This window comes from Polaribacter staleyi (assembly GCF_038024045.1).
In the GTDB taxonomy this organism is placed as follows: Bacteria; Bacteroidota; Bacteroidia; order Flavobacteriales; family Flavobacteriaceae; genus Polaribacter; species Polaribacter butkevichii.
Map to the genome: position 1 here is coordinate 3,351,611 of NZ_CP150665.1, position 25,233 is coordinate 3,376,843.

General features: G+C 30.8%; 19 protein-coding genes. 11 read left to right on the plus strand and 8 right to left on the minus strand.

Translation table 11 applies throughout. The annotated features are described in order from the left end of the window. Positions 1 to 108 precede the first annotated feature (108 nt). Both WHD07_RS13860 and WHD07_RS13865 read left to right on the plus strand, forming a co-directional pair. A complete protein-coding gene (locus WHD07_RS13860) occupies positions 109 to 558 on the plus strand; it encodes a ferritin-like domain-containing protein (protein ID WP_422897640.1) in 450 nt (149 codons plus the stop codon). 182 nt (positions 559 to 740) lie between these two features. Next, a complete protein-coding gene (locus WHD07_RS13865) occupies positions 741 to 902 on the plus strand; it encodes a DUF1328 family protein (protein ID WP_105047484.1) in 162 nt (53 codons plus the stop codon). Between the two features lie 102 nt (positions 903 to 1,004). Here the strand turns inward: WHD07_RS13865 and WHD07_RS13870 are convergent, their stop codons facing one another. From WHD07_RS13870 to WHD07_RS13885, 4 genes are all read right to left on the minus strand, one after another. Further along, on the minus strand, positions 1,005 to 3,395 hold the full coding sequence (locus WHD07_RS13870; protein ID WP_343328884.1) for a sodium-translocating pyrophosphatase: 2,391 nt from the start codon (positions 3,393 to 3,395) through the stop codon (positions 1,005 to 1,007). A 267-nt stretch (positions 3,396 to 3,662) separates the two neighbouring features. Then, positions 3,663 to 4,214, minus strand: a complete 552-nt coding sequence (locus WHD07_RS13875) for an inorganic diphosphatase (protein WP_394365374.1) — start codon at positions 4,212 to 4,214, stop codon at positions 3,663 to 3,665. 123 nt (positions 4,215 to 4,337) lie between these two features. Then, positions 4,338 to 6,845: a DUF5686 family protein gene (locus tag WHD07_RS13880; RefSeq protein ID WP_343328885.1), complete on the minus strand. Its 2,508-nt coding sequence runs from the start codon at positions 6,843 to 6,845 to the stop codon at positions 4,338 to 4,340. Positions 6,846 to 7,051: 206 nt separating this feature from the next. Beyond that, positions 7,052 to 8,032, minus strand: a complete 981-nt coding sequence (locus WHD07_RS13885) for a pyruvate dehydrogenase complex E1 component subunit beta (protein WP_105047487.1) — start codon at positions 8,030 to 8,032, stop codon at positions 7,052 to 7,054. 214 nt (positions 8,033 to 8,246) lie between these two features. On the opposite strand from WHD07_RS13885, the gene WHD07_RS13890 reads away from it, so the two are divergent. From WHD07_RS13890 to WHD07_RS13915, 6 genes are all read left to right on the plus strand, one after another. Beyond that, positions 8,247 to 9,302 (plus strand): hypothetical protein, encoded by a 1,056-nt coding sequence (locus WHD07_RS13890; protein WP_343328886.1) that lies wholly within the window; start codon positions 8,247 to 8,249, stop codon positions 9,300 to 9,302. An 85-nt stretch (positions 9,303 to 9,387) separates the two neighbouring features. Then, positions 9,388 to 10,134, plus strand: coding sequence for an electron transfer flavoprotein subunit beta/FixA family protein (locus WHD07_RS13895; protein ID WP_343328887.1), 747 nt, complete (start codon positions 9,388 to 9,390; stop codon positions 10,132 to 10,134). A 126-nt stretch (positions 10,135 to 10,260) separates the two neighbouring features. Continuing rightward, entirely contained in the window at positions 10,261 to 11,217 is a 957-nt protein-coding gene (locus WHD07_RS13900; protein WP_343328888.1) for an electron transfer flavoprotein subunit alpha/FixB family protein, read from the plus strand. Between the two features lie 329 nt (positions 11,218 to 11,546). After that, the gene (locus WHD07_RS13905) at positions 11,547 to 12,161 is read left to right on the plus strand and encodes a bifunctional nuclease family protein (protein WP_343328889.1); all 615 of its coding nucleotides are present in this window, start codon (positions 11,547 to 11,549) and stop codon (positions 12,159 to 12,161) included. 20 nt (positions 12,162 to 12,181) lie between these two features. Then, the gene (locus WHD07_RS13910; RefSeq protein WP_105047492.1) at positions 12,182 to 13,627 is read left to right on the plus strand and encodes a NupC/NupG family nucleoside CNT transporter; all 1,446 of its coding nucleotides are present in this window, start codon (positions 12,182 to 12,184) and stop codon (positions 13,625 to 13,627) included. Between the two features lie 165 nt (positions 13,628 to 13,792). Further along, on the plus strand, positions 13,793 to 14,617 hold the full coding sequence (locus tag WHD07_RS13915) for a thymidylate synthase (protein WP_105047493.1): 825 nt from the start codon (positions 13,793 to 13,795) through the stop codon (positions 14,615 to 14,617). Between the two features lie 143 nt (positions 14,618 to 14,760). Here WHD07_RS13915 and WHD07_RS13920 read toward each other — a convergent pair whose 3' ends face one another. Then, positions 14,761 to 15,057: an isoamylase early set domain-containing protein gene (locus WHD07_RS13920; protein ID WP_343328890.1), complete on the minus strand. Its 297-nt coding sequence runs from the start codon at positions 15,055 to 15,057 to the stop codon at positions 14,761 to 14,763. A gap of 301 nt (positions 15,058 to 15,358) precedes the next feature. Between WHD07_RS13920 and WHD07_RS13925 the strand changes: the two genes are divergently transcribed. Further along, positions 15,359 to 15,853, plus strand: a complete 495-nt coding sequence (locus WHD07_RS13925; RefSeq protein WP_343328891.1) for a dihydrofolate reductase — start codon at positions 15,359 to 15,361, stop codon at positions 15,851 to 15,853. Here the strand turns inward: WHD07_RS13925 and WHD07_RS13930 are convergent. Continuing rightward, on the minus strand, positions 15,846 to 16,280 hold the full coding sequence (locus WHD07_RS13930) for a DUF6146 family protein (RefSeq protein ID WP_343328892.1): 435 nt from the start codon (positions 16,278 to 16,280) through the stop codon (positions 15,846 to 15,848). The two genes, WHD07_RS13925 and WHD07_RS13930, sit on opposite strands and share 8 nt — an antisense overlap. A 228-nt stretch (positions 16,281 to 16,508) precedes the next feature. Between WHD07_RS13930 and WHD07_RS13935 the strand changes: the two genes are divergently transcribed. Next, the gene (locus tag WHD07_RS13935; RefSeq protein WP_343328893.1) at positions 16,509 to 17,066 is read left to right on the plus strand and encodes a DNA-3-methyladenine glycosylase I; all 558 of its coding nucleotides are present in this window, start codon (positions 16,509 to 16,511) and stop codon (positions 17,064 to 17,066) included. Between the two features lie 89 nt (positions 17,067 to 17,155). Beyond that, complete coding sequence (locus WHD07_RS13940; protein WP_343328894.1) at positions 17,156 to 19,195, plus strand: dipeptidyl-peptidase 3 family protein; 2,040 nt, start codon at positions 17,156 to 17,158, stop codon at positions 19,193 to 19,195. Positions 19,196 to 19,288: 93 nt separating this feature from the next. Here the strand turns inward: WHD07_RS13940 and WHD07_RS13945 are convergent, their stop codons facing one another. Further along, positions 19,289 to 20,251 carry a type IX secretion system membrane protein PorP/SprF gene (locus WHD07_RS13945; RefSeq protein ID WP_343328895.1) on the minus strand — a complete coding sequence of 321 codons (963 nt, stop codon included), beginning with the start codon at positions 20,249 to 20,251 and terminating at the stop codon, positions 19,289 to 19,291. Continuing rightward, entirely contained in the window at positions 20,248 to 24,969 is a 4,722-nt protein-coding gene (locus WHD07_RS13950; protein WP_343328896.1) for a cadherin-like domain-containing protein, read from the minus strand. Before WHD07_RS13950 ends, WHD07_RS13945 begins: the two co-directional genes overlap by 4 nt. Positions 24,970 to 25,233: the final 264 nt, after the last annotated feature.

Sequence of the window (25,233 nt, forward strand, 5' to 3'; positions counted from 1 at the left end):
TGTAACAGAAAGTTGTTACCTAATAATTAATTACAATTTTTTTGTTAAAGATGTACATCGTTTGACATCTATAAAGGAAACAAACGTTCATATAAAATACTTATCATTATGACGTATACAGAACAAGTAGGAGAAAAACTAAATGTAATTTTAGAAAAAACCTTTGATGCTGAAAAAGGATTTAATAAAGCCGCTGAAAACATAGAAAACAAGGCGCTAAAAAATTATTTTAAAGCAAAATCTCAAGAAAGAAATATTTTTGGGCACGAATTAAAAGAAGAAATTAAAAGCTTTAATCAAGAAATAGATAAAGGTGGTAGTGTTGCAGGTGCTGCTCATAGGGCTTGGATGGATATAAAAACTCTTTTTTCTTTAGATGATGAAGAATCGATGTTAGAAGAAGCAATTAGAGGAGAAAAAACAGCGGTAAAGGAATACGAAGATGTAATTAATGAAACCCAATTGCCTTCTAGCACAAAATCTTTATTAGTGTCACAAAAAAATAAAATTGAAAATGGGTTATATAGTATTAAAACTTTAGAAGATATAAGTTATTAGTTTTAGTTTAGTTAATTGGTTGTAGGTTGTCTGAAAAGGCAACCTTTTTTTTTATAATGATTTTGTTTGAGTTCAAATGTAATGTATAAGAGTTAACTGCTAGTTGATAAGTGTTTTACATTTGTAGTGTAGGAAATAATTAACCAAATTATTTAATTTATTAACCATTAAAACTTAAAAATATGTTACGTTGGACAGTCACTTTTATAATAATAGCATTAATTGCAGGTGTTTTAGGATTTGGGGGAATTGCAGGAGCTGCAGCCGGAATTGCTAAAATAATTTTTATAATCTTTATTATTCTTTTTTTATTATCTCTAATTACCGGTAGAAAAAAAGTATAATGAATTACACTATAATTTTATTTAGATTAGATTTTAGATAATTCATAAAATAAAAAAAGCATCCAAATTTGGATGCTTTTTTATGTATTAGCTAAAAAAGTACTAGTTTGTTTTTTCTGCAATAACTTCGATGTTTTTAGCGATTTTTTTTTGTTTTTTTATCACATTTACAGAAACAATGTTTCCTGTTTCTTTAGCTTTTTGTTCAATTTCTTCTATGGTTCCTTCTATTTTTAGAACCTCTTCAGTTACAACACCGTTCATAATTTTTGTAGTTGTAATAGTTGCTGCTGCTAAATCTCCAGTAGTTTGTGTAATTTCTACTCTAACATCTTTTTTAGAATTGTTGTAATCAGAAACGGCATTACTATTTAAAGCAATACTCGGTGCAATTACAAGTGCAACAACAGACATTAATTTTAAAAGAATGTTTAAAGAAGGTCCAGAAGTATCTTTAAAAGGGTCTCCCACAGTATCGCCTACAACAGCAGCTTTGTGAGCATCTGTTCCTTTTTTACCTTGCTCTTCAATTGTTTTTTTAGCATTATCCCAAGCACCACCTGCGTTAGATTGAAAAATAGCCATTAAAACACCACAAGTAGTTACACCCGCTAATACACCACCTAACATTTCTGCGCCACCAATAAAACCAACAGCTACAGGTACAGCAATTGCTAGTAAACCTGGTAATACCATTTCTCTAATAGATGCTTTTGTAGAAATATCAATACATTTTCCATAATCTGCAACACCATCTGCGTCGTCAAAAATAGCTCTGTCTTCTTTAGAAGCTTTTGTCATATCAGAATCATACTTACGCATTACTTCTAAGGCAGCTTTTAATTTAGGAATATCTCTAAACTGTCGTCTAACTTCTTCTATCATAGCCATTGCAGCTCTACCTACGGCATTCATAGATAATGCAGAAAATACAAAAGGTAACATACCACCAATTAATAAACCTGCCATAATTTTAGGCTGAGAAACATCAATAGCAATTACATTTGCAGTTTTCATAAAAGCAGCAAATAACGCTAAAGCAGTTAAAGCTGCAGAGGCAATAGCAAATCCTTTACCAACTGCTGCCGTTGTATTACCCACTGCATCTAACTTATCTGTACGTTCTCTAACTTCACTTGGTAATTCTGCCATTTCAGCAATACCACCTGCGTTATCGCATATTGGTCCGTAAGCATCTACTGCTAATTGAATACCTGTATTTGCTAACATACCTACTGCTGCAATAGCAATACCGTATAAACCTGCAAAATGATGAGATACTATAATTGCTGCTGCAATTAAAAGAATAGGAATCATTGTAGACATCATACCAACACCTAAACCAGCAATAATATTTGTAGCGGCTCCTGTTTCTGATTGTTTTACAATAGACATTACTGGTTTTTTACCTGTAGCTGTATAATATTCGGTTATTTTACCTACACCTAAACCAGCAACTAAACCAGCAATTGTTGCCCAAAACACACCCATTGCTCCAGAAGGTAAACCTTCTATAGATTCCGGAATTAAAGCGTTAATAATAAAGTAAGATGCTACAACCATTAAGCCAGCAGAACCAAATTCACCAATATTTAAAGCCGTTTGTGGGTTTCCACCGTCTTTTACTTTTACAAAGAAAGTACCTAAAATAGACATTAATATACCTACAGCACCCAAAACTAAAGGCAAATAAACGGCACCTAAGCCATCAAAACTAGGTGTTATAATAAAAGCTCCTAAAACCATGGTACCAATTATAGAACCTACATATGATTCAAATAAATCGGCACCCATACCAGCAACATCACCAACATTATCACCTACATTATCTGCAATTGTAGCAGGATTTAAGGGGTGATCTTCTGGAATACCAGCTTCTACTTTACCAACTAAATCGGCACCAACATCAGCTGCTTTTGTATAAATACCACCACCAACACGTGCAAATAAAGCTATAGATGAAGCTCCTAATGAGAAACCAGAAAGAATATTTAATACCATTGCTAAATTTTCTGCTCCAGGCCACATATTTTGGTAAAGCATAAAGAGGCCACTTAAACCTAAGATACCTAAACCTACAACGCCTAAGCCCATTACAGCGCCACCTGCAAAAGCAACTTCTAACGCGCGGCCTAATGATGTTCTTGCAGCTTCTGTAGTTCTAACATTTGCTTTTGTTGCAACCTTCATACCAATAAAACCTGCGAGTGCAGAGCAAATTGCTCCTATAATAAAAGATACTGCTACCATTCCGTTAGAGCCTACTTCATTTGTACCCTTAAAGAATAGTAGAATGGCTACAGCAATTACAAAAATTGCTAAAACTTTGTATTCTGCTTTTAAGAAAGCCATTGCGCCATCTGCAATGTTTTTTGCTATTCGAGACATTTTTTCGTCACCAACTGCTTGTTTAGAAACCCAACCGCTTTTTAGAAAAACGAAGATTAATGCTACCACACCAAAAAGGGGGAGAAATTTTACGATTACTTCCATATTTATTAATTTGTAGTTTGATTTATTTTTTCTTAATAAGCTAAAGTAAGAAAATATATCTCACAAAAAAAACCGATGTAAATTAAAGATATCGCATTTTAGGGTATCGAAAATTATATTATCCATACTATGACTTATGTCAGTTTTGTTTAGATATCTAATTGAATTTTGATATTACAAACAAATAACGGATAACTATAATCGATAATAAAACAAAAAAACCATCTTAAAATTAAGATGGTTTTTGTTTTACGCTGTAGTTTGCTATTATATAGTAAACGTTCTTTTTTTCTTGTGTTCGCTATCGTCATAACGTTTAACACATTCATCATATATTTTAATTGCAGCAGCTGCATCTCCCCAACCACCAGTATCAACTTTTTTCTTTTCTAAGTCTTTGTAAACTTGAAAAAAGTGTTCAATTTCTTTTAGTCTGTGAGGATTTAAATCTGCTATATCTTCTTTTTTACTCCAAATTGGATCAGAAACAGGTACACAAATTATTTTTTCATCCGGACCTTTTTCATCTGTCATATAGAAAACTCCAATAGGTCTAACTTCCATAACTACCATTGGGTAGGTTGGTTGATGTCCTAAAACTAATACATCTAATGGATCTGCATCTAATGCTAAAGTTTCTGGAATAAACCCGTAATCACCAGGGTACATCATAGATGAAAATAACATTCTGTCGAATCTAATTTTGTGTAATGTAAAATCATATTCATATTTATTTCTACTTCCTTTAGGTATCTCTATAAGTACATCAAAAGTTACTTGTTTTTTCTCTTCTTTACTCATTGGTTTTGGTTCTTTCATTATTTGGATTTACACAAAAATAGTTATAAATTAAATTTTATTTTAGCTTTTAGGGCGTAAATTTACGCAAAGGTTTTCGAATAGGTTAAATATCAGAATAAAAAAACCATCACTTTTATTATTTTAAAAATTAAATCTTAAACCTGCGGTTATACCAAATTTTCTTGCTTCTGGATTATCTAAGTAGTTCCCTCTAAAATTAAAGTCTACTCGTAATATTTTAAAAATGTTAGCAACTCCCACGCTGTATTCATAATAGGGTTCTTTAGAAGGAGCTCTTAAAAGTATTTCATTACTATTGCCTGTTGTATTAAGTGCTATATTTTTGTCTGAAATATTTCCTATAAAAGTCTTAAATCCTATTACTGTTCTTAATTTTGTCTTTTTTAACAAAGGTATCCTAGAAAATATTCTTCCATTAAAATTATGCTCTAAATGAAAAGAAGCGTATTTATCTGTTGTAAATTCGTAAAAATTTAACAGGTTAAATGTGTTGTTAAATATAAAATAGGTTTGGTTTCCGGGTGCAACACTTAACAAACCTAAAGGTACTTCACCAAATGTTTTACCTGTTTCTAGGGATGTTTTTAATCTGCCTAACCCTCCAATTTCCCATAATTTAAAAAATGAAAATTGAACTTTTGTATAATTAAAGTCGCTATCAAAAATATTTTTACTACCTCGAGTTATTTGTGTAAAGTATTGTGTAAAATCTGTGTTTGCGGCATCTCTTTGAACTCCAAAACCAGACATTTTTCTTTTAGGATAATAGCCTGCAGAAAAAACAGTTTCTAATTGTCTTATTTTTGATGAAATACCTGTTGTAGCGTCAGCATCATTATAATCTAAACTAAAAGTGTCTGAAGCAGAACTAAGTGTTTTGTAATTTGCAGAAAGTTTTAATATTAAGTTAGGTGTTGGTTCAATTTCTCCTGTAAGTGTGGTAATATTAATTTTAGTTAGTTTATCATTTGTACCAGTTCCTATTAAAGAAGAAGATCCGTCGCTTCTACCTAATACGTCTGTATTAGCAGTTAAAGTTGCTCCAATTTGTTCTATATCATTCTTTTTACCGCCCGTAATTATAAATCTGTTTTTTTTGTTTAGAAGCCATTTTGCCTGAAAACCATATTTTAGGTTTTTATCTTTAAAACCATAAGCGGTATAAGCTTCTAATCTAAATAAATCATTTGTAGATTTATAAGTTCTTCCTCCAACTCTTACACGCAATCCTTCTACGTCGTTAAAACCAAAAGTAGAAAAGATGGGGCCATAATCTATATTTAAAGCATCGATTTCAAAATATCCAGAATAGGCTGTTTGAACTGCTTTGTTAATGTTTTTAAACTTTTTAACGGTTTTTAAGGTGTCTATTAGTTTATAAATCCCTTTTTCGTTTTTATTTAATTCCTCTAATCTGTTCTGCTCCCAAAATTCTTTAGGTTTGCTGTAGGAGTCTTCATTGGCCGTAAAAACTTTTTTATCGTAAAAACGTTCATCTTTTAAAGGTTTATTAAAAACATAATCTTTATAGATGGTTGTTTTTTTACCGTACACTCCTCTAGATTTGTCTTTTTTACTAAGAGCGAAATCAGATAATAAATAATCTCGTTTTAGTACAAAAATAGAGTCGTTAAGTAACTCAAACTCTTGTTCTATATATACATCTTTAACCCAGTTTATATTGGCGTTTTTTACTACTTGTAAGTTAATTTCTTTTACGGCAAAGGTAGAATCGTTTACCCAAAAGTTTCCTTTAAAAGTAAGTTCGTTTTTTCTTCTAGGGTAATAAATAATATTATAACACCATTTTTTACCAATATAGGTGCTGTCTGCTAAAACATAATTGTAATTATTAATACCAGTTTTAGACAATGGGCTAACAAAGCTTTTATCAAAAATTTTTAAATAATTATCATAGATATTGTATTCAGAATATAAATCATCAATATAATTTATAAGTTGTTGGTCTTTGTTAAAACCAGAGTTTTGATTGGCTATTAAAACTTCTTTTTCTTTTTTTAAAATATTATCACCATACACTTCAGAGAGTCCTTCGTTTAAAAATACAGGTAAAAAAGTTTTTCCTGTTACGCTAGAAGTATCAATATCTTTAAAAACAAACTCTAATCCTTTAAATATTTTTTTCTGTTGTAGTTTCTTATCGATTGTATTTAAATCGAATTCTACTTTTGTATATTTCTTATATTGATATTGATTAAAATGACTTAATCCATTTTTACGTTTCTGTGCCCAAATTTTTCTAAGAATATCAATGGCAGGATTATTTTTTTTAGGTTGTTTACCTGTTACTATTATTATTTCTTTTAGCGCATCTGTTTCTTCTTCTAACGTAAATTTTAGATTGTAGTTAATTTTTGCTGTTAAAGGAATAATTAAAGTTTTAAAACCAATGAAAGAGACTTTTAGTTCTTTCCAATCTTCTTTAGATTCTAAATAAAAGCCACCGTTTTCATTGCTTGTTGTTCCTTCTTTAGATCCATTAAACTGTATGCTACAATAAGGTATTGGTATGTTATCTATGTCTGTGATAATACCTTTTACTTTGGTTTGTGCTGCTAAAGAGAGGGTACAAAAAAGGATGCTAATTAGAGTTAATTTTATTTTCATGATTAAAAATAATCCTTGTTATGTTTCTAAGGAATTAGATAACGAATTAGTTAATGTATTATTCTTAAGTCGAAGTTTTATTTATTTTATTACACGATAAAAAATGAATAGAAAAAAATGTAATGAAGTTTAAAATCTTTTAAACAACAAAAAGGCTTTTAAATTGAGATTTAAAAGCCTTTTTTGTTTTAGATATGTTGTTGTATTTATTTTAAATACATTACTTCTTTAACAGCAGCAATTACATCTTTATAATTTGGTATCCATTTCTCTAATAATACAGGAGAATAAGGAGCAGGAGTATCTGCCGTTGTAATTCTTTTAATAGGTGCATCTAAAAAGTCAAATGCTTCTTGTTGAACTCTATATGTAATTTCTGTAGAAATACTAGCAAATGGCCAAGATTCTTCTAAAATTACTAATCTATTAGTCTTTTTTACTGATGTGATAATGGCAGCATGATCCATAGGACGTACTGTTCTTAAATCAATAATTTCAACAGAGATATTTTCTTTTGCTAACTCATCTGCAGCTGTGTATGCTTCCTTAATAATTTTTCCAAAAGAAACAATAGTTACATCTGTTCCTGCTCTTTTAATGTCTGCAACTCCAATAGGGATAATGTATTCTCCTTCTGGGATTTCCATTTTGTCTCCATACATTTGTTCAGACTCCATAAAAATTACCGGATCATCATCTCTAATTGCCGCTTTTAACAACCCTTTTGCATCATATGGGTTAGAAGGTACTATAACCTTTAAACCTGGTGTGTTTGCAAACCAGTTTTCGAATGCTTGTGAGTGTGTTGCACCTAATTGACCCGCAGAACCTGTTGGTCCTCTAAAAACAATTGGGCAATTAAATTGTCCACCAGACATTTGTCTAATTTTTGCAGCATTATTTATAATTTGATCAATTCCAACTAAAGAGAAATTAAAAGTCATATACTCTACAATTGGCCTAAGACCATTCATTGCAGAACCTACTGCAACTCCTGCAAAACCAAGTTCAGCAATTGGTGTGTCTATAACACGTTTAGCACCAAACTCATCTAACATACCTTTAGATGCTTTATAAGCACCATTATATTCTGCAACTTCTTCTCCCATTAAATAAATGCTTTCATCTCTGCGCATTTCTTCACTCATGGCTTCACAAATTGCCTCTCTGAACTGAACTGTTTTCATTGAATCTAAATTATTGTTTGTTTTCGATACGCAAAAGTAAGGAATTTATGAGTAAAAAAACTGTACTTTTATCTCAAAAATAGAAGAAGTTTATATTTTGAGCAAGTTTCCTTATTTTGTTAGTAATCAAAAAGTATTTTTAACGTTATATTTAGTTATAAATTCACTTTTTGTTTTAAAGTATTCAGAAAGAATAAAGCTATTACCAAGCTTTATGTTTGTACTATTATATAATGTTATGGTACTCTCGGTTTTTATGCTATATAAGAGATTGTCGTCTTTTTTAAATTCAATTAGAAATCTAAATATATTTCTTTTAGGAGGCTCTCTTATTTTCTTTTGTTTGTTTCTATTTATTAATTTTAAGATTGATGGATTAAGTCTAAATATAGATAGATGGTCTGCCTTAGAGGTTTTAATAAAAAGTATTTTAGAAGGTAAGTATCCTTATGCCGTTTTAGATCATTTAGATAATACAACCTCTAATTTACCAGGGTTATTTTTTATTGGTTTACCCTTTTATTTGCTTGGAGGCGTTGATCTATTACAGCCGTTTATGTTTTTGTTTCTCTCCCTATTTGTTATATATTCTAAAATTAAAAATGATGAAAAGGTTTTTATATTCTTATTAATTTTAATGGCACCTTCTTATTTTTGGGAAATAATAGCTAAAAGCGATTTAATGAGTAATTGTATATTATTACTTATTTTTATTTCTTTTTGGCAGCAAAAATATAAAAACGATCTTTTTAAGAATGAAAGTTTACTTGCTTTCCTTTTAGCTCTTTTTGTATTAACAAGAGGTATTGTTGTAATTCCGTTAACTATTTTTTTATTCACAGATTTTCTAAAGATCACTTTAAAAAAGAAATTAGTGTTATCAGGTTATTTTTTGCTTTTTATAGGGTTAGTTTCATTGCCTGTTTTTATAGATTTACCAAGTACAGAGTTTATAAAAGAACACAATCCCTTTAATCACCAGACAAGATATGCTCCTAAAATTTTAATAATTGTATCCTTATTATTACCATTTCTATTTTCATTTAAAGTAAAAGTAAGTAGTGATGTTTTTTTGTATACGATCTATGTATTAGCTAGTTTAATGTTTGTTACGTTTGTTTTAAATTGCTTAGAAGAAGGGTTTTACGAGAATATTTACGGTAACTTGTTCGATATTTCATACTTGTCTATGGTGTTGCCTTTTATCGTGTTTTATTTTTTAGAAAAGTTTAAAAATCAAAATAACAGTTTCCTTGAAAATAATAAATAATTAAAAAATTTACTATGCATGCATAGTAAATTTAAAAATAAATACGTAATTTCGTCAACAAGAAAAGAATATAAAATTATAATTTATGAAAATATTAGTTTGTATTAGTCACGTTCCTGATACCACGTCTAAGATTAATTTTACAGAAAATGATACAAAGTTTGATACCAACGGAGTTCAGTTTGTAATTAATCCTTACGATGAGTTTTGCTTAACAAGAGCAATGTGGTTTAAAGAAAAACAAGGAGCAACTGTAACCATTGTAAATGTTGGTGGAGCAGAAACAGAACCAACATTACGTAAAGCTTTAGCTATTGGTGCAGATGATGCAATTCGTGTAAATGTAAACCCAACAGATGGGGTACAAGTAGCAAAAGAATTAGCTGCAGTTGTTAAAAATGGTGGATACGATTTAGTATTGGCAGGAAAAGAATCTGCAGATTATAACGGACAAATGGTTCCTGGAATGTTAGCCTCTTTAACAGATTTTAATTTTATAAATGGTTGTGTGGGCATAGAAATAGACGGTACAAGCGTTTCTGCAACAAGAGAAATTGATGGAGGTAATGAAACCTTATCATCAAGCCTACCTTTAGTTATTGGAGGGCAAAAAGGAGTTGTAGAAGAAAAAGACTTACGCATACCAAATATGCGTGGTATTATGATGGCACGTAAAAAACCTTTACAAGTTATAGAAGGAGTAGGTGCAACAGCGGCTACCAGTGTTCAGTCTTTTGAAAAACCAGCACCAAAAGGAGCCGTAAAATTAGTAGATGCAGACAATGTAGATGAGTTAATTAGCTTATTACATAACGAAGCAAAAGTAATTTAAAAGTGTTTAAAAGTGTAACTTTTTAGTTGTAAACAAACACACGATTACACAATTCAAAATTTAAAATAATTATGTTAGTATAGTGATTCTAAAAACTATCTACTAACAACTAAAAACTTATTTATTATGTCTGTTTTAGTTTTTGCCGAATCATCGGAAGGAAAATTTAAGAAAACTGCTTTTGAAGTAGTTTCATATGGAAAAAAAGTTGCAGAACAATTAGGTACTAATGTTGTTGCATTAACAATAAACGCTAACGATTCATCAGAATTATATACATACGGAGCTGAAAAAGTAGTAACAGTATCTAACGATGCTTTAAATACTTTTAATGCAAAACAATATGCCGCTATAGTTACAGAAGTAGCAAAAGCCCAAAGTGCAACGGTTGTTGTTGTAGACTCTAGTATAGATGGTTTGTATTTAGCACCACTAGTAGCTGTAGATTTAGAAGCAGGTTGTGTATCTAACGTAGTAGCTGCACCATCAAGTACAAGCCCGTTTACAGTAAAAAGAAAAACATTTTCTAACAAAGCATTTTCTAACACTGTAATCTCTACAGATCATAAAGTAATCGGAGTCGCTAAAAACTCTTACGGAGTTCATGAGAATCCTGTTGCCGGATCTACAGAAGCTTTTGAACCTGCCATTGCAGCATCTGGAGTAACATCAGAAAAAGTAGAAAGAGTTACCGGTAAAGTTACCATTGCAGATGCAGACATTGTAGTTTCTGCAGGTAGAGGTTTAAAAGGACCAGAAAATTGGGGTATGATAGAAGAATTGGCAGACGTTTTAGGTGCTGCAAGTGCTTGTTCTAAACCCGTTTCAGATTTAGGATGGCGTCCACATTCAGAACACGTAGGGCAAACAGGTAAGCCTGTAGCTGCAAACCTATATATTGCCATCGGAATTTCTGGTGCAATTCAGCATTTAGCAGGTATCAATGCCTCTAAAGTAAAAGTAGTTATCAACACAGATCCAGAAGCACCTTTCTTTAAGGCGGCAGATTACGGAATTGTTGGCGATGCTTTTGAAGTTGTGCCAAAATTAATCGAAAAATTAAAAGCATTTAAAGCTTCTTAAGATCTTTTGGGCGTGCCCAAATTATTTGACAACATCATATTTAAAAAACCTATCAACTATAAAATTTGATAGGTTTTTATGTATCTATATTTATAAGATTTAAATCAAATAATTTCGTCAGGCTTTTCGCACTCGCTTTTTTATTTAGAAAAAAAAATAAAAAGAGCTCAAACAGTTGCTTCAATCCTTCACGCAAGAGCAATCTTCACTTTTTAAAGAAATATCAGTTTTTAAGCTATTATTTTTATTAAATTGTGCCCTCTAAAAAGGTTGTAGAAATCAACTCTAAAATTTTACAAACCATTTTTTAGATTTACGTAAATAAATTTATGAGTTTAATACAACTAACTATAAAAGGTATTTCTTACAGTCAAACTCAAAGCGGTGCTTATGCGCTGGTTTTAAGTGAAATGGAAGGAACAAGAACCTTACCTATTATTATAGGAGCTTTCGAAGCACAATCTATCGCCATTGCTTTAGAGGCAGAAATTAAGCCACCAAGACCACTTACACACGATTTGTTTAAATCATTTTCAGACCGTTTTTCTATCACGGTAAAAGAAGTAATTATTCATAAATTAGTAGACGGAGTCTTCTTTTCTAGTTTAATTTGTGAAAGAGATGGGATAGAAGAAACAATAGATGCTAGAACTTCAGACGCAATTGCAATTGCAGTTCGTTTTCAAGCCCCAATTTATACCTATGAAAATATCCTAGAAAAAGCAGGTATTTTTCTTAAAATAGAAGAAGAATTTGGTATAGAAGATGAAACTTCAGAATCAGATGAAGTTTCATTAGAGCTAGAAGATTTGGTTGTTAAAAAAGACACCCCTTTTTCTGGAGTATCTTTAGAAGAACTACACAATCAATTAAATAATGCTGTTAGTGATGAAAATTACGAATTAGCAGCAAAAATTAGAGACGAAATTAGCAAACGCTCTTAATATTATAATAAGTATACATTATGAAAAAAATATTCATTGTCGTTTTTTGTTTGTGCTCAATTTCAATGTTTTCTCAAAATACAGAAACCGTTTCTGCTGTTACAGAAATAATACCCAGTCAAGGTTTTTCAATAGGTAGTTTGTGGAGAGGAGTTTTAGGAATGTTTGCCTTAATTACCATTGCTTTTTTATTTAGTGCCAACAAAAAAGCAATCGACTGGAAAAAGGTTGCTATTGGTTTAGCATTACAATTATTAATAGCTATAGGTGTTTTAAAAGTAGAATTTATTCAATCTATTTTCGAATTTGTTGGAGGAATTTTTATAGAAATATTAGCCTACACAAAAGCAGGTAGTGAGTTTCTATTTGCAGGTATTGTAGGAGATATGAATAAGTTTGGTTACATATTTGCTTTTCAGGTATTACCAACAATTATATTCTTTTCTGCCTTAACATCTTTATTATTCTATTTAGGTATTATTCAAAAAGTAGTAAAAGTTTTAGCTATTGTTTTATCAAAATTTTTAGGTATTTCTGGTATGGAAAGCCTTTCTGTAGCAGGTAATATCTTTTTAGGACAAACAGAAGCTCCACTTTTAATAAAAGCTTATTTAGAAAAAATGAATAAGTCAGAAATGTTACTGGTAATGATTGGTGGTATGGCCACTGTTGCAGGTGCAGTTTTGGCAGCATATATTGGTTTTTTAGGTGGTGGAGACAAAGCATTAGAGTTAGTATTTGCTAAACATTTATTAGCAGCTTCTGTAATGGCAGCTCCAGGAGCTATTGTGATTTCTAAAATATTATACCCGCAAACGGAGGAAGTAAATACAGATGTAGCTGTTTCTCAAGAAAAAATAGGGGCCAATATTTTAGATGCTATTGCAAACGGTACTACAGAGGGTTTACGTTTAGCAGTAAATGTAGGAGCTATGCTTTTAGTTTTTGTAGCTATTATTGCAATGTTAAATGGTATTTTAGGTGCAGTTGCTTCTTTTGATGGTTTTACAATAGAGTATTTAAATTTAGAATGGCGTTTTACTTCTGTTAACCAATTAATAGCAGAAAACACGCTTTATGATGGGCTTTCTTTAGAGTTTATTTTAGGATATATATTTGCTCCTCTAATGTGGCTTATTGGAGTTGCTAAAGAAGATATGGCACTAATGGGACAATTACTTGGAATTAAATTAGCTGCAAGTGAGTTTGTAGGATATATACAATTAGCCGAATTAAAAAATGTAGCAAGTGCAACGCATTTAACCTATAATAAATCTGTAATTATGGCAACTTATATGTTGTGTGGTTTTGCAAATTTTGCTTCTATAGGTATTCAAATTGGAGGTATTGGTTCTTTAGCTCCTGGGCAACGTAAAGTCTTGTCAGAATTTGGTATAAAAGCTTTAATAGGAGGTACTATTGCTTCTTTAATGTCTGCAACAATTGCAGGTATGATTATAGGGTAGTGGCGAATCACCACAGATAATTATAAAATGTTATCTTCAATCCGTTAATAACTTTTATACAATATTTAAAAAGCATCAAGAAAAATTATTGATGCTTTTTCTATTTTTACAGAAGTTTATTATTGACGCTTACACAAATAAACAATAAAACGCTTACACATTATAATGAAACAATATCACGACTTAGTACAACACGTTTTAGAAAACGGAAACGAAAAAGGAGACAGAACAGGTACAGGAACAAAAAGTGTTTTTGGCTATCAAATGCGTTTTGATTTAAGTGAGGGTTTCCCAATGGTAACAACCAAAAAATTGCACTTAAAATCTATTATTTATGAATTGTTATGGTTTATAAAGGGAGATACAAATATTAAGTATTTACAAGAAAATGGCGTAAGAATTTGGAATGATTGGGCAGATGAAAATGGAGATTTAGGTCCGGTTTATGGACATCAATGGCGTAATTGGAATAGTGATGAGGTAGATCAATTAAAGGAGGTGATTACTTCTTTAAAAAACAATCCTAACTCAAGAAGAATGTTGGTTTCTGCTTGGAATCCTTCGGTTCTTCCAGATACTTCAGTTTCATTTTCAGAAAATGTAGCCAACGGAAAAGCAGCGTTACCACCTTGTCATGCTTTTTTTCAATTTTATGTTGCAGACGGTAAATTATCTTGTCAGTTATATCAACGCAGTGCAGATATCTTTTTAGGAGTTCCTTTTAATATAGCATCTTATGCCTTGTTTACCATGATGATAGCGCAAGTTTGTGGTTATGAAGCAGGGGAGTTTATACATACTTTTGGAGATGCTCATATTTATAACAATCATAAAGAGCAATTAGAGTTGCAATTGTCTAGAGATATTAGACCGCTACCAAAAATGAAAATAAATACAGCGATTAAAGATATCGAAGATTTTACTTTCGAAGATTTTGAGTTGTTAAACTACAATCCTCATCCTCATATTAAAGGAAAGGTTGCTGTTTAAATATTACCTTCAATTACATCCATAAGATTATACCCTAAAATAAATTTAGAGATATAAAAACTAAAGAATGTCGCAAATAAAAAACAAAAAAGAGCTTTCAATTAATTTAGAAAGCTCTTTTTTTATCTTTTTATTACATTATTTTATAAGTTTAATAAGCTATTTTCTGCATTTGCAAAATCACTCCAAGCAAATCCGTCAGCTTCTTCTTCGTTTAAATAAGCTCCATCTATTAAGTATTTAAACTCATAAGATTTTCCAGATTCTAGGTCTAACGTACCTTTAAATGATCCGTTTTTCAATTTCTTTAAAGGAGCAGCCTCTTCATTCCACTCATTAAAGCTTCCTACAACTACTACTTTATTAGCTTCAGCAGCAGGTACTGTAAAAGTTACTTTACAAACTGGTTTACTTTTTAAAAATTGTTTTTTAATTGCCATAATTCTTTGATTCAAAATTTTAAGTAAATGTAAATAAGTACAATGTTATAACAAACAATATATAGTAAGAATATTAAAGAATTATGAGTTTTGTAAAATGAATATATGAATTATTGATAATTCCAAATAAAAGGGAATCTAAATTGAGTTTAATTGAAAACGAGGTAGCTTTCTTTAGGCTTGATTTTCAGGTGTTTTAGGGTTATAACCTATTTGAGAGCTTTTATAATTATCTTAAAATCTTGTTAAAACGTAAAAACTTAAGGGAATTACTTATTTTTGTTAAAATAAAAAGGATTCTATGATTACAATAATAGCGGCAATTGCAAAGGATAATGCATTAGGTAAAGACAATGATTTAATTTGGCATTTACCTGCAGATTTAAAAAGATTTAAGAAGGTTACTTCTGGTCACCATATATTAATGGGTAGAAATACTTTTGAATCTATAGGGAAACCTTTGCCAAATAGAACCACTATTATTATCACTAGAAATAAAAATTATTTTAAAGAGGGATGTTTAATAGCGCATAGTATAGAAGAAGCAATAGCTTTGGTAGAAAACGATAATTCTATTTTTATAATTGGGGGCGCACAAATTTATAAAGAGGCTATAAAAAAGAATTTAGTAGATCAATTAGACATAACTCAAGTTCATCATCATTTTGAAGCAGATGCTTTTTTTCCTGAAATAGATGTAAATATTTGGCAAGAAACCAATAGACAAGATTTTAAGGCCGATGAAAAAAATAAATTTGATTATAGTTTTGTCAGTTTTCAAAAGAAAACTATCTAATTCTACCAGACCTAAATCCACCACCTAAATTCATTTTATATTTTTGTTGAGCAAATAAAAAGTAATTAAATAGTTTGTAATTTACTTCGTAACCATAATCTATGGTAGGTTGGTAGTCAATAATGTTTTCGTAAATACTAGCATTAAATTGATTGGGGTTTCTAGCTCTGTTGTTCCAAGAAATAACCCAAGCTCTATTTCTAATCTCTAGGTATTGCTGAGAATAATATCCTTCTGGTTGCGCTACAGTGTTTAAGAATAAATTAAAACCAGGGTCAATTATGATTACCTCGTATTCTAAGCTATCATTTGCAATAATTACAGGTTTTTCTTTTTGTGTACTGTTGTTTTTTAAGTTTGATGAACCACAAGCCCAAAAAAAGATTGCTAGAGAAAATAATAAAAGTATTTGTTTAAAAAGTTTCATAATATTTAAAGGTATTAAATTTATATAAGTTTTCCTTGTTTGTAAATGAATATTTATTCATTTGCTAATGCTGTTGTTCAAATTTAGTTTAGTTAACACACTTTAAAAAACTAAAATGAGGGAATGCAATCATTTGTTGAGTAAACGAGTATGGTACATGCAAACTTATTTTAATAAGTATTGATTATCAATTTGAATAAGCTTATTTTTCAATCTTAAAATAAAAACATGAAACAAAGATGCTTTTGGGTAACAGACAGTGAGTTGTATAAAAAATACCACGATTGCGAGTGGGGAACACCAGTTTACGATGATGAAACTTTGTTTGAGTTTTTAATTTTAGAAACCTTTCAGGCGGGTTTAAGTTGGATAACAATTTTAAATAAAAGAGAAAACTTTAGAAAAGCTTTTGATAATTTCGATTATAAGAAAATTGCAACTTATTCCGAAAGTAAATACGAGTCTTTATTACTAGATGCTGGTATTATACGTAATAAGCTTAAAATAAGAAGTGCCATTAACAATGCCAAATTATTTATGGAGATTCAAAAAGAATTTGGTTCATTTTCTAAGTTTATTTGGGGGTATGTTAATGAGAAACCGATTCTTAATAAGTTTGAAAAAAGAGCAGACGTACCTGCTACAACAGACTTATCCGATAAGATTTCTAAAGATTTAAAAAAGATAGGATTTAAGTTTGTGGGTTCCACGGTAGTATATGCATATATGCAAGCAGTTGGTATGGTAAATGATCATACTACAGATTGTTTTAGGTATCCGAAATAAAGGAAATAATTAGTGTTAGTACTGTAAAATATCTGCAAAATTCACACTTAAAATTTGTACATTTATACTTCAATTACAAATTAAATATAATGAATATAAAACAGATAATTTATGCTTTTTCGGCAGCTGTACTACTAGTTTCTTGTACGGTAGAATCGAAAAAAGAAACAAAAGGTGAAACCGTAAAAGTAGCGGGTGAATTTAATTATTTTGTAGAGCAATTTGCAGATATTAAAGTATTACGTTACAAAATACCCGGTTTCGAAGAACTTACCTTAAAAGAAAAAGAACTTGTGTATTATTTAACACAAGCAGGTTTGTCTGGTAGAGATATAATGTGGGATCAAAACTACCGCTACAATTTAAGTATTAGAAAGGCTTTAGAAAGTATCAATAAAAACTATAAGGGCGATAGAGAAAGTAAAGATTTTAAATCTTTTAAAACCTATTTAAAAAGAGTTTGGTTTTCTAATGGAATTCATCATCATTATTCTAATGATAAAATTAAACCAGAGTTTACAGAAGCCTATTTTACAAACGATTTATTAAAAAACTCAAATACAGAATTGTCATCAGAAATTATTGCTATTTTATTTAATGATGTTGATGATAAAAAGGTGACTAAAAAAGCAGGAATTGATAATATTTTATCTTCTGCAATTAACTTTTATCAATCTGATATTACAGATAAAGAAGTAGCAGATTTTTATAAAACAGCATACAAAGGGCCAAAAGGTCAGCCAATTGAAGCAGGTTTAAATTCTAAATTAGTTCGTGAAAACGGAAAATTAGTAGAAAAAGTATGGAAATCTGGCGGAATGTATGGTACTGCCATTGACCATGTTATTGGTTGGTTAGAAAAAGCAAAAGCTGTAGCAGAAAACAACAAGCAAGCAAATGCTTTAGGTTTGTTAATTGAGTATTATAAAACGGGTAGTTTAGATGTTTGGGATCAATATTGTATTGCTTGGGCAACATCAACAGAAGGAAATATCGATTGGATTAATGGTTTTATAGAAGTGTATAACGATCCAAAAGGGTATAGAGGTTCGTATGAAACGGTGGTTCAAATAAAAGATTTTGACATGTCTCGTAAAATGAAAGTTTTGTCTGAAAACGCACAATGGTTTGAAGATAACGCGCCTTTAGATCCAACGCATAAAAAAGAAAATGTGGTTGGAGTTTCTTACAAAACAGTAAATGTGGCAGGAGAAGCAGGAGATGCATCACCTAGTACACCAATTGGAGTAAATTTACCTAATAATAACTGGATTCGTCAACAACATGGTTCTAAGTCTGTTTCTTTAGGAAACATTATTGGAGCTTATAATAATGCGGGCGGAACAGGACGTTTAAAAGAATTTGCAAATGATGAAGAAGAAATTAAGTTAGAAGAAAAATACGGGCAAATTGCAGATAAATTACATACTGCTTTGCATGAAGTTGTTGGTCATGCTTCTGGTAAAATAAACGAAGGCATTGGTCAACCTAAAGAAACGCTTCAAAATTATGCTTCTACCATGGAGGAAGGACGTGCAGATTTAGTTGGGTTGTATTATTTAATGGATCCTAAAATTGAAGAATTAGGTTTAACGGATAATTGGAAAGAAACAGGAATGGCTGCTTACGATGGTTATATTAGAAACGGATTAATGACGCAATTGGTTAGAATTGATTTAGGAAATGATATTGAAGAAGACCACATGGTTAACAGACAATGGGTTTCTGCTTGGGCATTTGAGCAAGGTAAAAAAGACAATGTAATAGAGAAGATTGTAAGAGATGGTAAAACATATTTTAATATAAATGATTATGGTAAATTAAGAGAAATTTTTGGAAGACTTTTAAAAGAAGCACAACGTATAAAATCTGAAGGAGATTTTGAAGCAGCCAAAAATTTAGTAGAGGGGTATGGTGTAAAAGTAGATCAGCAAATACATAAAGAGGTTATTGAAAGAAATAAACAATTTACATCTGCACCTTATAGTGGTTTTGTAAACCCTGTTTTAGTGCCTGCATTAGATGAAAATAAAAAGATTATAGATGTTAAGGTAACGCAACCTAAAAGTTTTGAAGAGCAAATGTTATTTTACTCTAAAAATTATAACTTTTTAGGAACAGAAAATTAATTTTTAAAATATTCTTTCTATAAAAATAAAAAACCGATTCTAATAAGAGTCGGTTTTTTTTATGTTTAAGATATCGGTTTGTAAAATTGTATTTTAAAAATAACAACGATTATGGTATAACCAATGTGAGTTTCTTTTTAAGTCGAAATCAAAGGTTAGTATAATTTCATGAGAACTTAAATTACTACCGTAATTAGCCAACTTATAATCATAAGAATAACCAACTCTATATTTTTTATTGAAGATAATAGCAAATAATGCGCTTACAGAGTTTTCATAACGATAAGATACACCTGCTTCAAACTTATCTTTATAAATTAAATTAGAATTGATGTCTATAGAAACAGGTAAACTGGGTGTGTATTTTATAATTGTTGATGGCTTAAACTTATAATCTTGAGTTAAATCGAAAATCATTCCTGTCGCTAAAAAGTAATTATGATTATTTATACCGTAATTATTATCAACATTATCTACTGTTTTAAATTGAGTTGATTTTAATAAGTTAGGTATTGATAATCCTATAAAAAAGGTATCATCATAATACAATCCTCCAAAACCTATATTTGGAAATCTACCTTTGGTAGAGGCATAAGATTCGTTATCTGGTGTTATTGCATTTGCTAAGTTATTATTAAAAAAGGTTAAACCTCCTTTTAATCCAAAAGACAAGCGTCCGTATCTAGAAGTAGGGAGCGTGTAAGAAGCATCTATATTTATGTTTGTGCTATTTGTTAAGCCTAATTTGTCGTTTATAACTGTTGCTCCAAAACCAAAACCATCTATAGATCTAGCATTTATAGAAAAAGTTTGAGTTTCTGGCGCTCCTTCATAACCTACCCATTGTTGACGAGATAGAAAAGAGATATTTAAATCTGATCTAGAACCTACAAAAGCAGGGTTTAAAATCTGCATATTATACATATATTGTGTGTAATGCGGAGCTTGTTGAGCGTATGTAATTGTGTTAAATAAAATAACCAATAGTACAACAATAAAATGCTGCCTATGCAGGTATTCAATTTTTAAATTACTTAGGGGATTTTTGTATATCATCTTATTAATTGAATAAAACTTCTTTTTGGGTTTGTAATACCATCATTAAAATCTAAAGTGTAATAATACACTCCTTCGGTAACTGGTGTTCCATTATTTGTGCCATCCCACCATTGTGGATTTGTATTACCATTATTATTGTAACTATATACTTTACTTCCCCAACGATCCATTATGGTAATTTTAAAGTTAGGAAACTTAGACATTCCGTCTATCTCAAAAACATCACTTTTTCCGTCGCCATTTGGCGAAAATAGGTTGGGATAATCATTGTCTTGTATTGTTCCAATACCATACAATACTGGTGAAAGGTTAGAAATATCTGTAGATGTTATTGTGGCTTGTAATAGCATTGTTTCTGTATCTTCATTTAATATGTCATCTATAGTTAGTATGGGTTGTGTAATAGATGATGTGTATGCCGGAATTGAAGAAATGGTTGTTAAGTTTTTATAATCTTCCAAATCACTTGCTGTTTCATTAACTGATTTTAACTTAAAATTGATAGGGAGTGAGTTTTTCATCAATTCTTCCGAATTAGGGTTTACAAGTGAAATTGTAAAAACTAATGTGGTACCTTCTATAACCGTTACATCGTTTATAACAACTTTAGGTTCTGGGTTGATATCTATAATGGTTCCTGTTTTTGTTAAGTCTTGTGCACCTACATTTGTTGATGCTGCTACGCCTAAAACATTTAAAAACTCATTTGGTTCATTTAAATCATCAATTTTGGTAGGAATGTTAAATGAGGTTTCTGTATTTGGATTACTAGGATTTGTAGTTTCTTCTATAGTTAAGGTTGTATAAAAAGAATTGTAATCATCAGGGCTTATTGCCGATCCATTTGTGGTGTTAATGTCTATGTAAATTGGTCTTGATGATGGATTGCTGATTGTAACGGTGTGTTCTAAATCTTCTCCTTCATTACTTATTGCGTTGTTCATTGTAATTGAAGGAACATCATCATCATCTAAAATAGTAGCTAACCCACTTATTTCTGTGTTAATGGTGTTGTTAGAGGTTATTTTTCCGTTTAAAGTAAACAATTCATCTAATTCATTAATAAGATCGTGTAAAGTAGCAACTGTAAAATGATCTATCTCTGTAAGAGGAGGGATGGTAAAAGTAATAGATGTTTTCTTATCATAATCAAAAGGGGCAATTGCTATATTGTATTTGTCTGTGGTAGTTGTACCATCTTCTGTTGTAAAACTAATTTGAATTGGTGATGCACTCTGAATTAATTTGGAAGGATCATTTTTTTTAAGCAACGAAATGGTAAAAATAGCATCTTCACTTTCATTTACCGTAATATTATCAATACGTACAACAATGGCTATAATTTCTCTCCAATCTCTGTCAACGTCATCGGCATCACCATCAGGAGTGTCTATATTTGGAAAATCTGTAGGCACTTGACCATTTGTTGGGTTTAAAATGGTGTTGTTTGTGTCAAAAGCATTATCTAAACCGTCATTATCGCTGTCTAAATTTAAAGCTATTGTTTCTGCAATTCCATCATTGTTAAAATCCCAACCCTCAATGGCATCATTACGGATGTCGTTATCAGAATTGATATCAATATAATCTGGTGTAGCATCCCGATCTGTATCTGTTGGTGTAATTCCGTTTGGATAGGCTGTGTCTATACCTAAATCGGTTATAATTCCGTTTGGTGCTTTGTAGTTGGTTGTTGTTTGTCCCTCTATATTATCAACAATTCCGTCTCCATCAGCATCAATATCTATAAAATTAGGAGTGTTGCTTCTGTCTGTATTCGGAATTGTATAATTCGTTGAGGTTGTAAGAGAATCGTTATTTTCAACAGTGTTGTCAAGTCCGTTTGTACCAACACTTTTATTTGTTCTACCAGTACGATTGGTGTCTGAGGCTTTATTACCGGCCTCTACAATATCTAAAATACCATCATTATCACTATCTAAATCAAAATGATTTGGGACACCATCATTATCAAAATCAAAAAGATCTACAATACCATCATTATTGGCATCAACACCATAATCGGTATCTCTGTAGTTGGGTGTTAAATCGCCATCATGATCATCTAAAGGATTTAATCCGTTATATTCATCAATATCTCGTATGGTATCATTATCATCGTCAATATCAGTAACATTTGTAATTCCGTCATTATCAGTATCTGTAGATGCGTTTATACCAACAGAACCAGAAGAACTTATTACTCTGTTTAAAGGATCTGTTGCAGAAAATACCGAAGTATTGGTGCCTAAACAATCTTCATTTAAAATTACAGAAAACTGAACTGTAATTGATTCTCCTTTCATTAATATACCAGATGTTCCATTAAAAAATTCAATATCAGAAGTACCGTTATACCCTGGGTTTAATATTGGATCTGTTGTTGCGGTAGAACTTTCTATAAAAGGAGTGCTCACAGAAACAATGTTTCCAGAACAAATGTTCTTTAAGTTGTCTTGTAATTTTAGGTTCTCTAATTGTACAATATTACTAGTATTTTTTATGGTAAGTTGAAACGTAATTTCTTGGTGTTCTAAAATTCCATTAGGAATTTTCTCTACCTTAGAAATTGTTTTTTGGTTGCTTGTTAAAGAACTAAATAAAAAGACCATACTAGATGAAGAACAGCTACATTGTAATGAAGAAGATACTGGGTCTACAGGAGAACTAGTAGGATAATATCTGTCTAAATGTTTACCTAAACTATCTGACCAATTTACAAAAGAGTAGTTTTTATTATTTGATGAAGTTGTTTCATCAAATCCATCCAAGCCACCTTGTGTTTGAGAAAGTTCTAATTGCTTAAAATGATTAATTTGCGAAGAAGAAAAAGGAGCTGTTAGATAAAAGATTTCTAAAATGATAGTTTCTCCTGCTTCAAGCGAATTATTAGGCATTAATAATTGTGTATTTGTGTTTCCGTTATAAGCGTTGTTAACGGTAACAGGAGGTCCTGCAATTTGTGTAACTTTAAGTTCATTAAAAACAATTCTTTTATCTAAGAAATTTCCTAACCCCATGTTGTAATTAATATTTTGGGCAGTAGCAGTTCCTTCATTTGTTAAAATAACTCTGTTGGTGTAATCGAAAGTTCCGTCTGGATTTACAATTGGTTTTGGTACAGGTATATATAACCCACCTGCCAAAATAGCCTCTGTAGTATGAAAATCTTTAAGTAAAAGATCTATAGAATGACTTCCTATTGTTGATGTAACTTCTAATGCATGGTTAAAATCTATGCCAGAACCAGAAGGAGTAGGGGTTGGTCTACCATTACAAAAAGGGTTTACAATAACACAAAACTCAATATTAATAGATTGTCTTGGGTATAGTGTAAAATTATTTATGGCATTTTGATTAAAAATAGAATTTGATGTAGCGTTTAAAAAATCATCATTGATGGCATCATTATTAAACTCTAAAGGATACGGGCTGCCAACGTAATCTTTAACAGTTGTTGTATTAATAGTAACACCTTCTATTTGAGTAACACATCCATTTCCATAAATAGCGTTTAAATCATTTGTTAAATCTATTTTTTTAATAAGGTTTGTAGCGTGGTAATCTCTTGCGGTACTTGTGTTTGTTAGGGTTGTACTGTATTTAATTTTGTACATTCCGTCTACAGTATATCCTTGGTTGCAACTAGATAACGACTTAATTTCTATTAGATTTGTAATGTGTTCTACGGTTAAAAATAAATTGGCCGTATCAGTAAAAGTTCCATCAGAAACTACATATTTAATTACAGGAACATTACCTGTATAGTCTTTAGTAGGAATGAAAGTATAACTACCATCTGCTTTAAAAGTAATGCTTCCTTCTAAAAAGGTAGCTGTTTGCCCAATGGTGTATGTTTTTCCGTTTACAATAAATTGGATAACAGATAAAGCGTTGTTGTCTTGGTCTGTATCATTTATTAAAACACCTGGTCCATCCACTTTTAGAGGCGTATTTATCTCTGCTGTGTCATAATCATCTTTCGCCTCTGGCGGATATAAATTAATGATTTTAATATTTAAATTAGCAGAATCCGTAAAAGTTCCGTCTGAAACGGTATAGTTAATTGTAGGAATCTCATTATTATAATCTGTAGCAGGCGTAAAATAAAAACTACCATCTGCTTTTATAGAAATAGATCCTTCCGGAAAAACAGCCTTTTCATCAGCAGTATAACTTACTGTATCTATTTTAAATGCTGTAATAAATAAAGTGTTTCCATCTTTATCCGAATCGTTATTTAATAAACCTGGAGCATAAATATTTAGAGCTGCATTTGTTTCTGTTGTGTAATTATCATTTTTTGCCTCTGGCGTATTTACATTAATAATACTAAGGGTTAATTCTGCAGAATCAGTATATGTGCCATCAGAAATAATATAGGTAACGATAAGAGTAATGTCGTTATAATCTGTAGCCGGAGTAAAGTTAAACCCACCATTTTCTTTTATAGAAATAGTTCCTTCGGATAAATTAGCAGTGTCTCCTGGGGAAAATGTTTTATCGTTTGCAGAAAAGCCCGTAACCTTTAGCAAATCTCCATCGAGATCTTTGTCATTAGCTAATACACCAAGAGAATCAATTTTTAGTGCTGTGTTTGTTCTGGTAGCGTAACTATCTGGTTCTGCCGTTGGAGCTGTTTGCGCAGCTATAAATTGATAGAATAATAGAAAGAATATAAATATTTTATATTTATTTTTTTTAGGGGTTATCATTTTTTTAGGGGCTAAATGATTTTAATAAGAAAATATGAAAAGACGTGAATATATGTTAAATATATCTGGGTGAATTAGAAGTTTGTAATATAGAATAGTTCGAGCACTGCCACGAAAATCTAGTAAACTGAAAATTGTTTACAACTAAATTTGAGTTGTAAACAAGTAGATCTAGGTCAAGATTTTTGTGTGGAGTGTTGTTTTGGGTAATAGAATTACCTTTTTGTTTTTCTGGATCTGCTATTGCAAATTTATTGAATAATA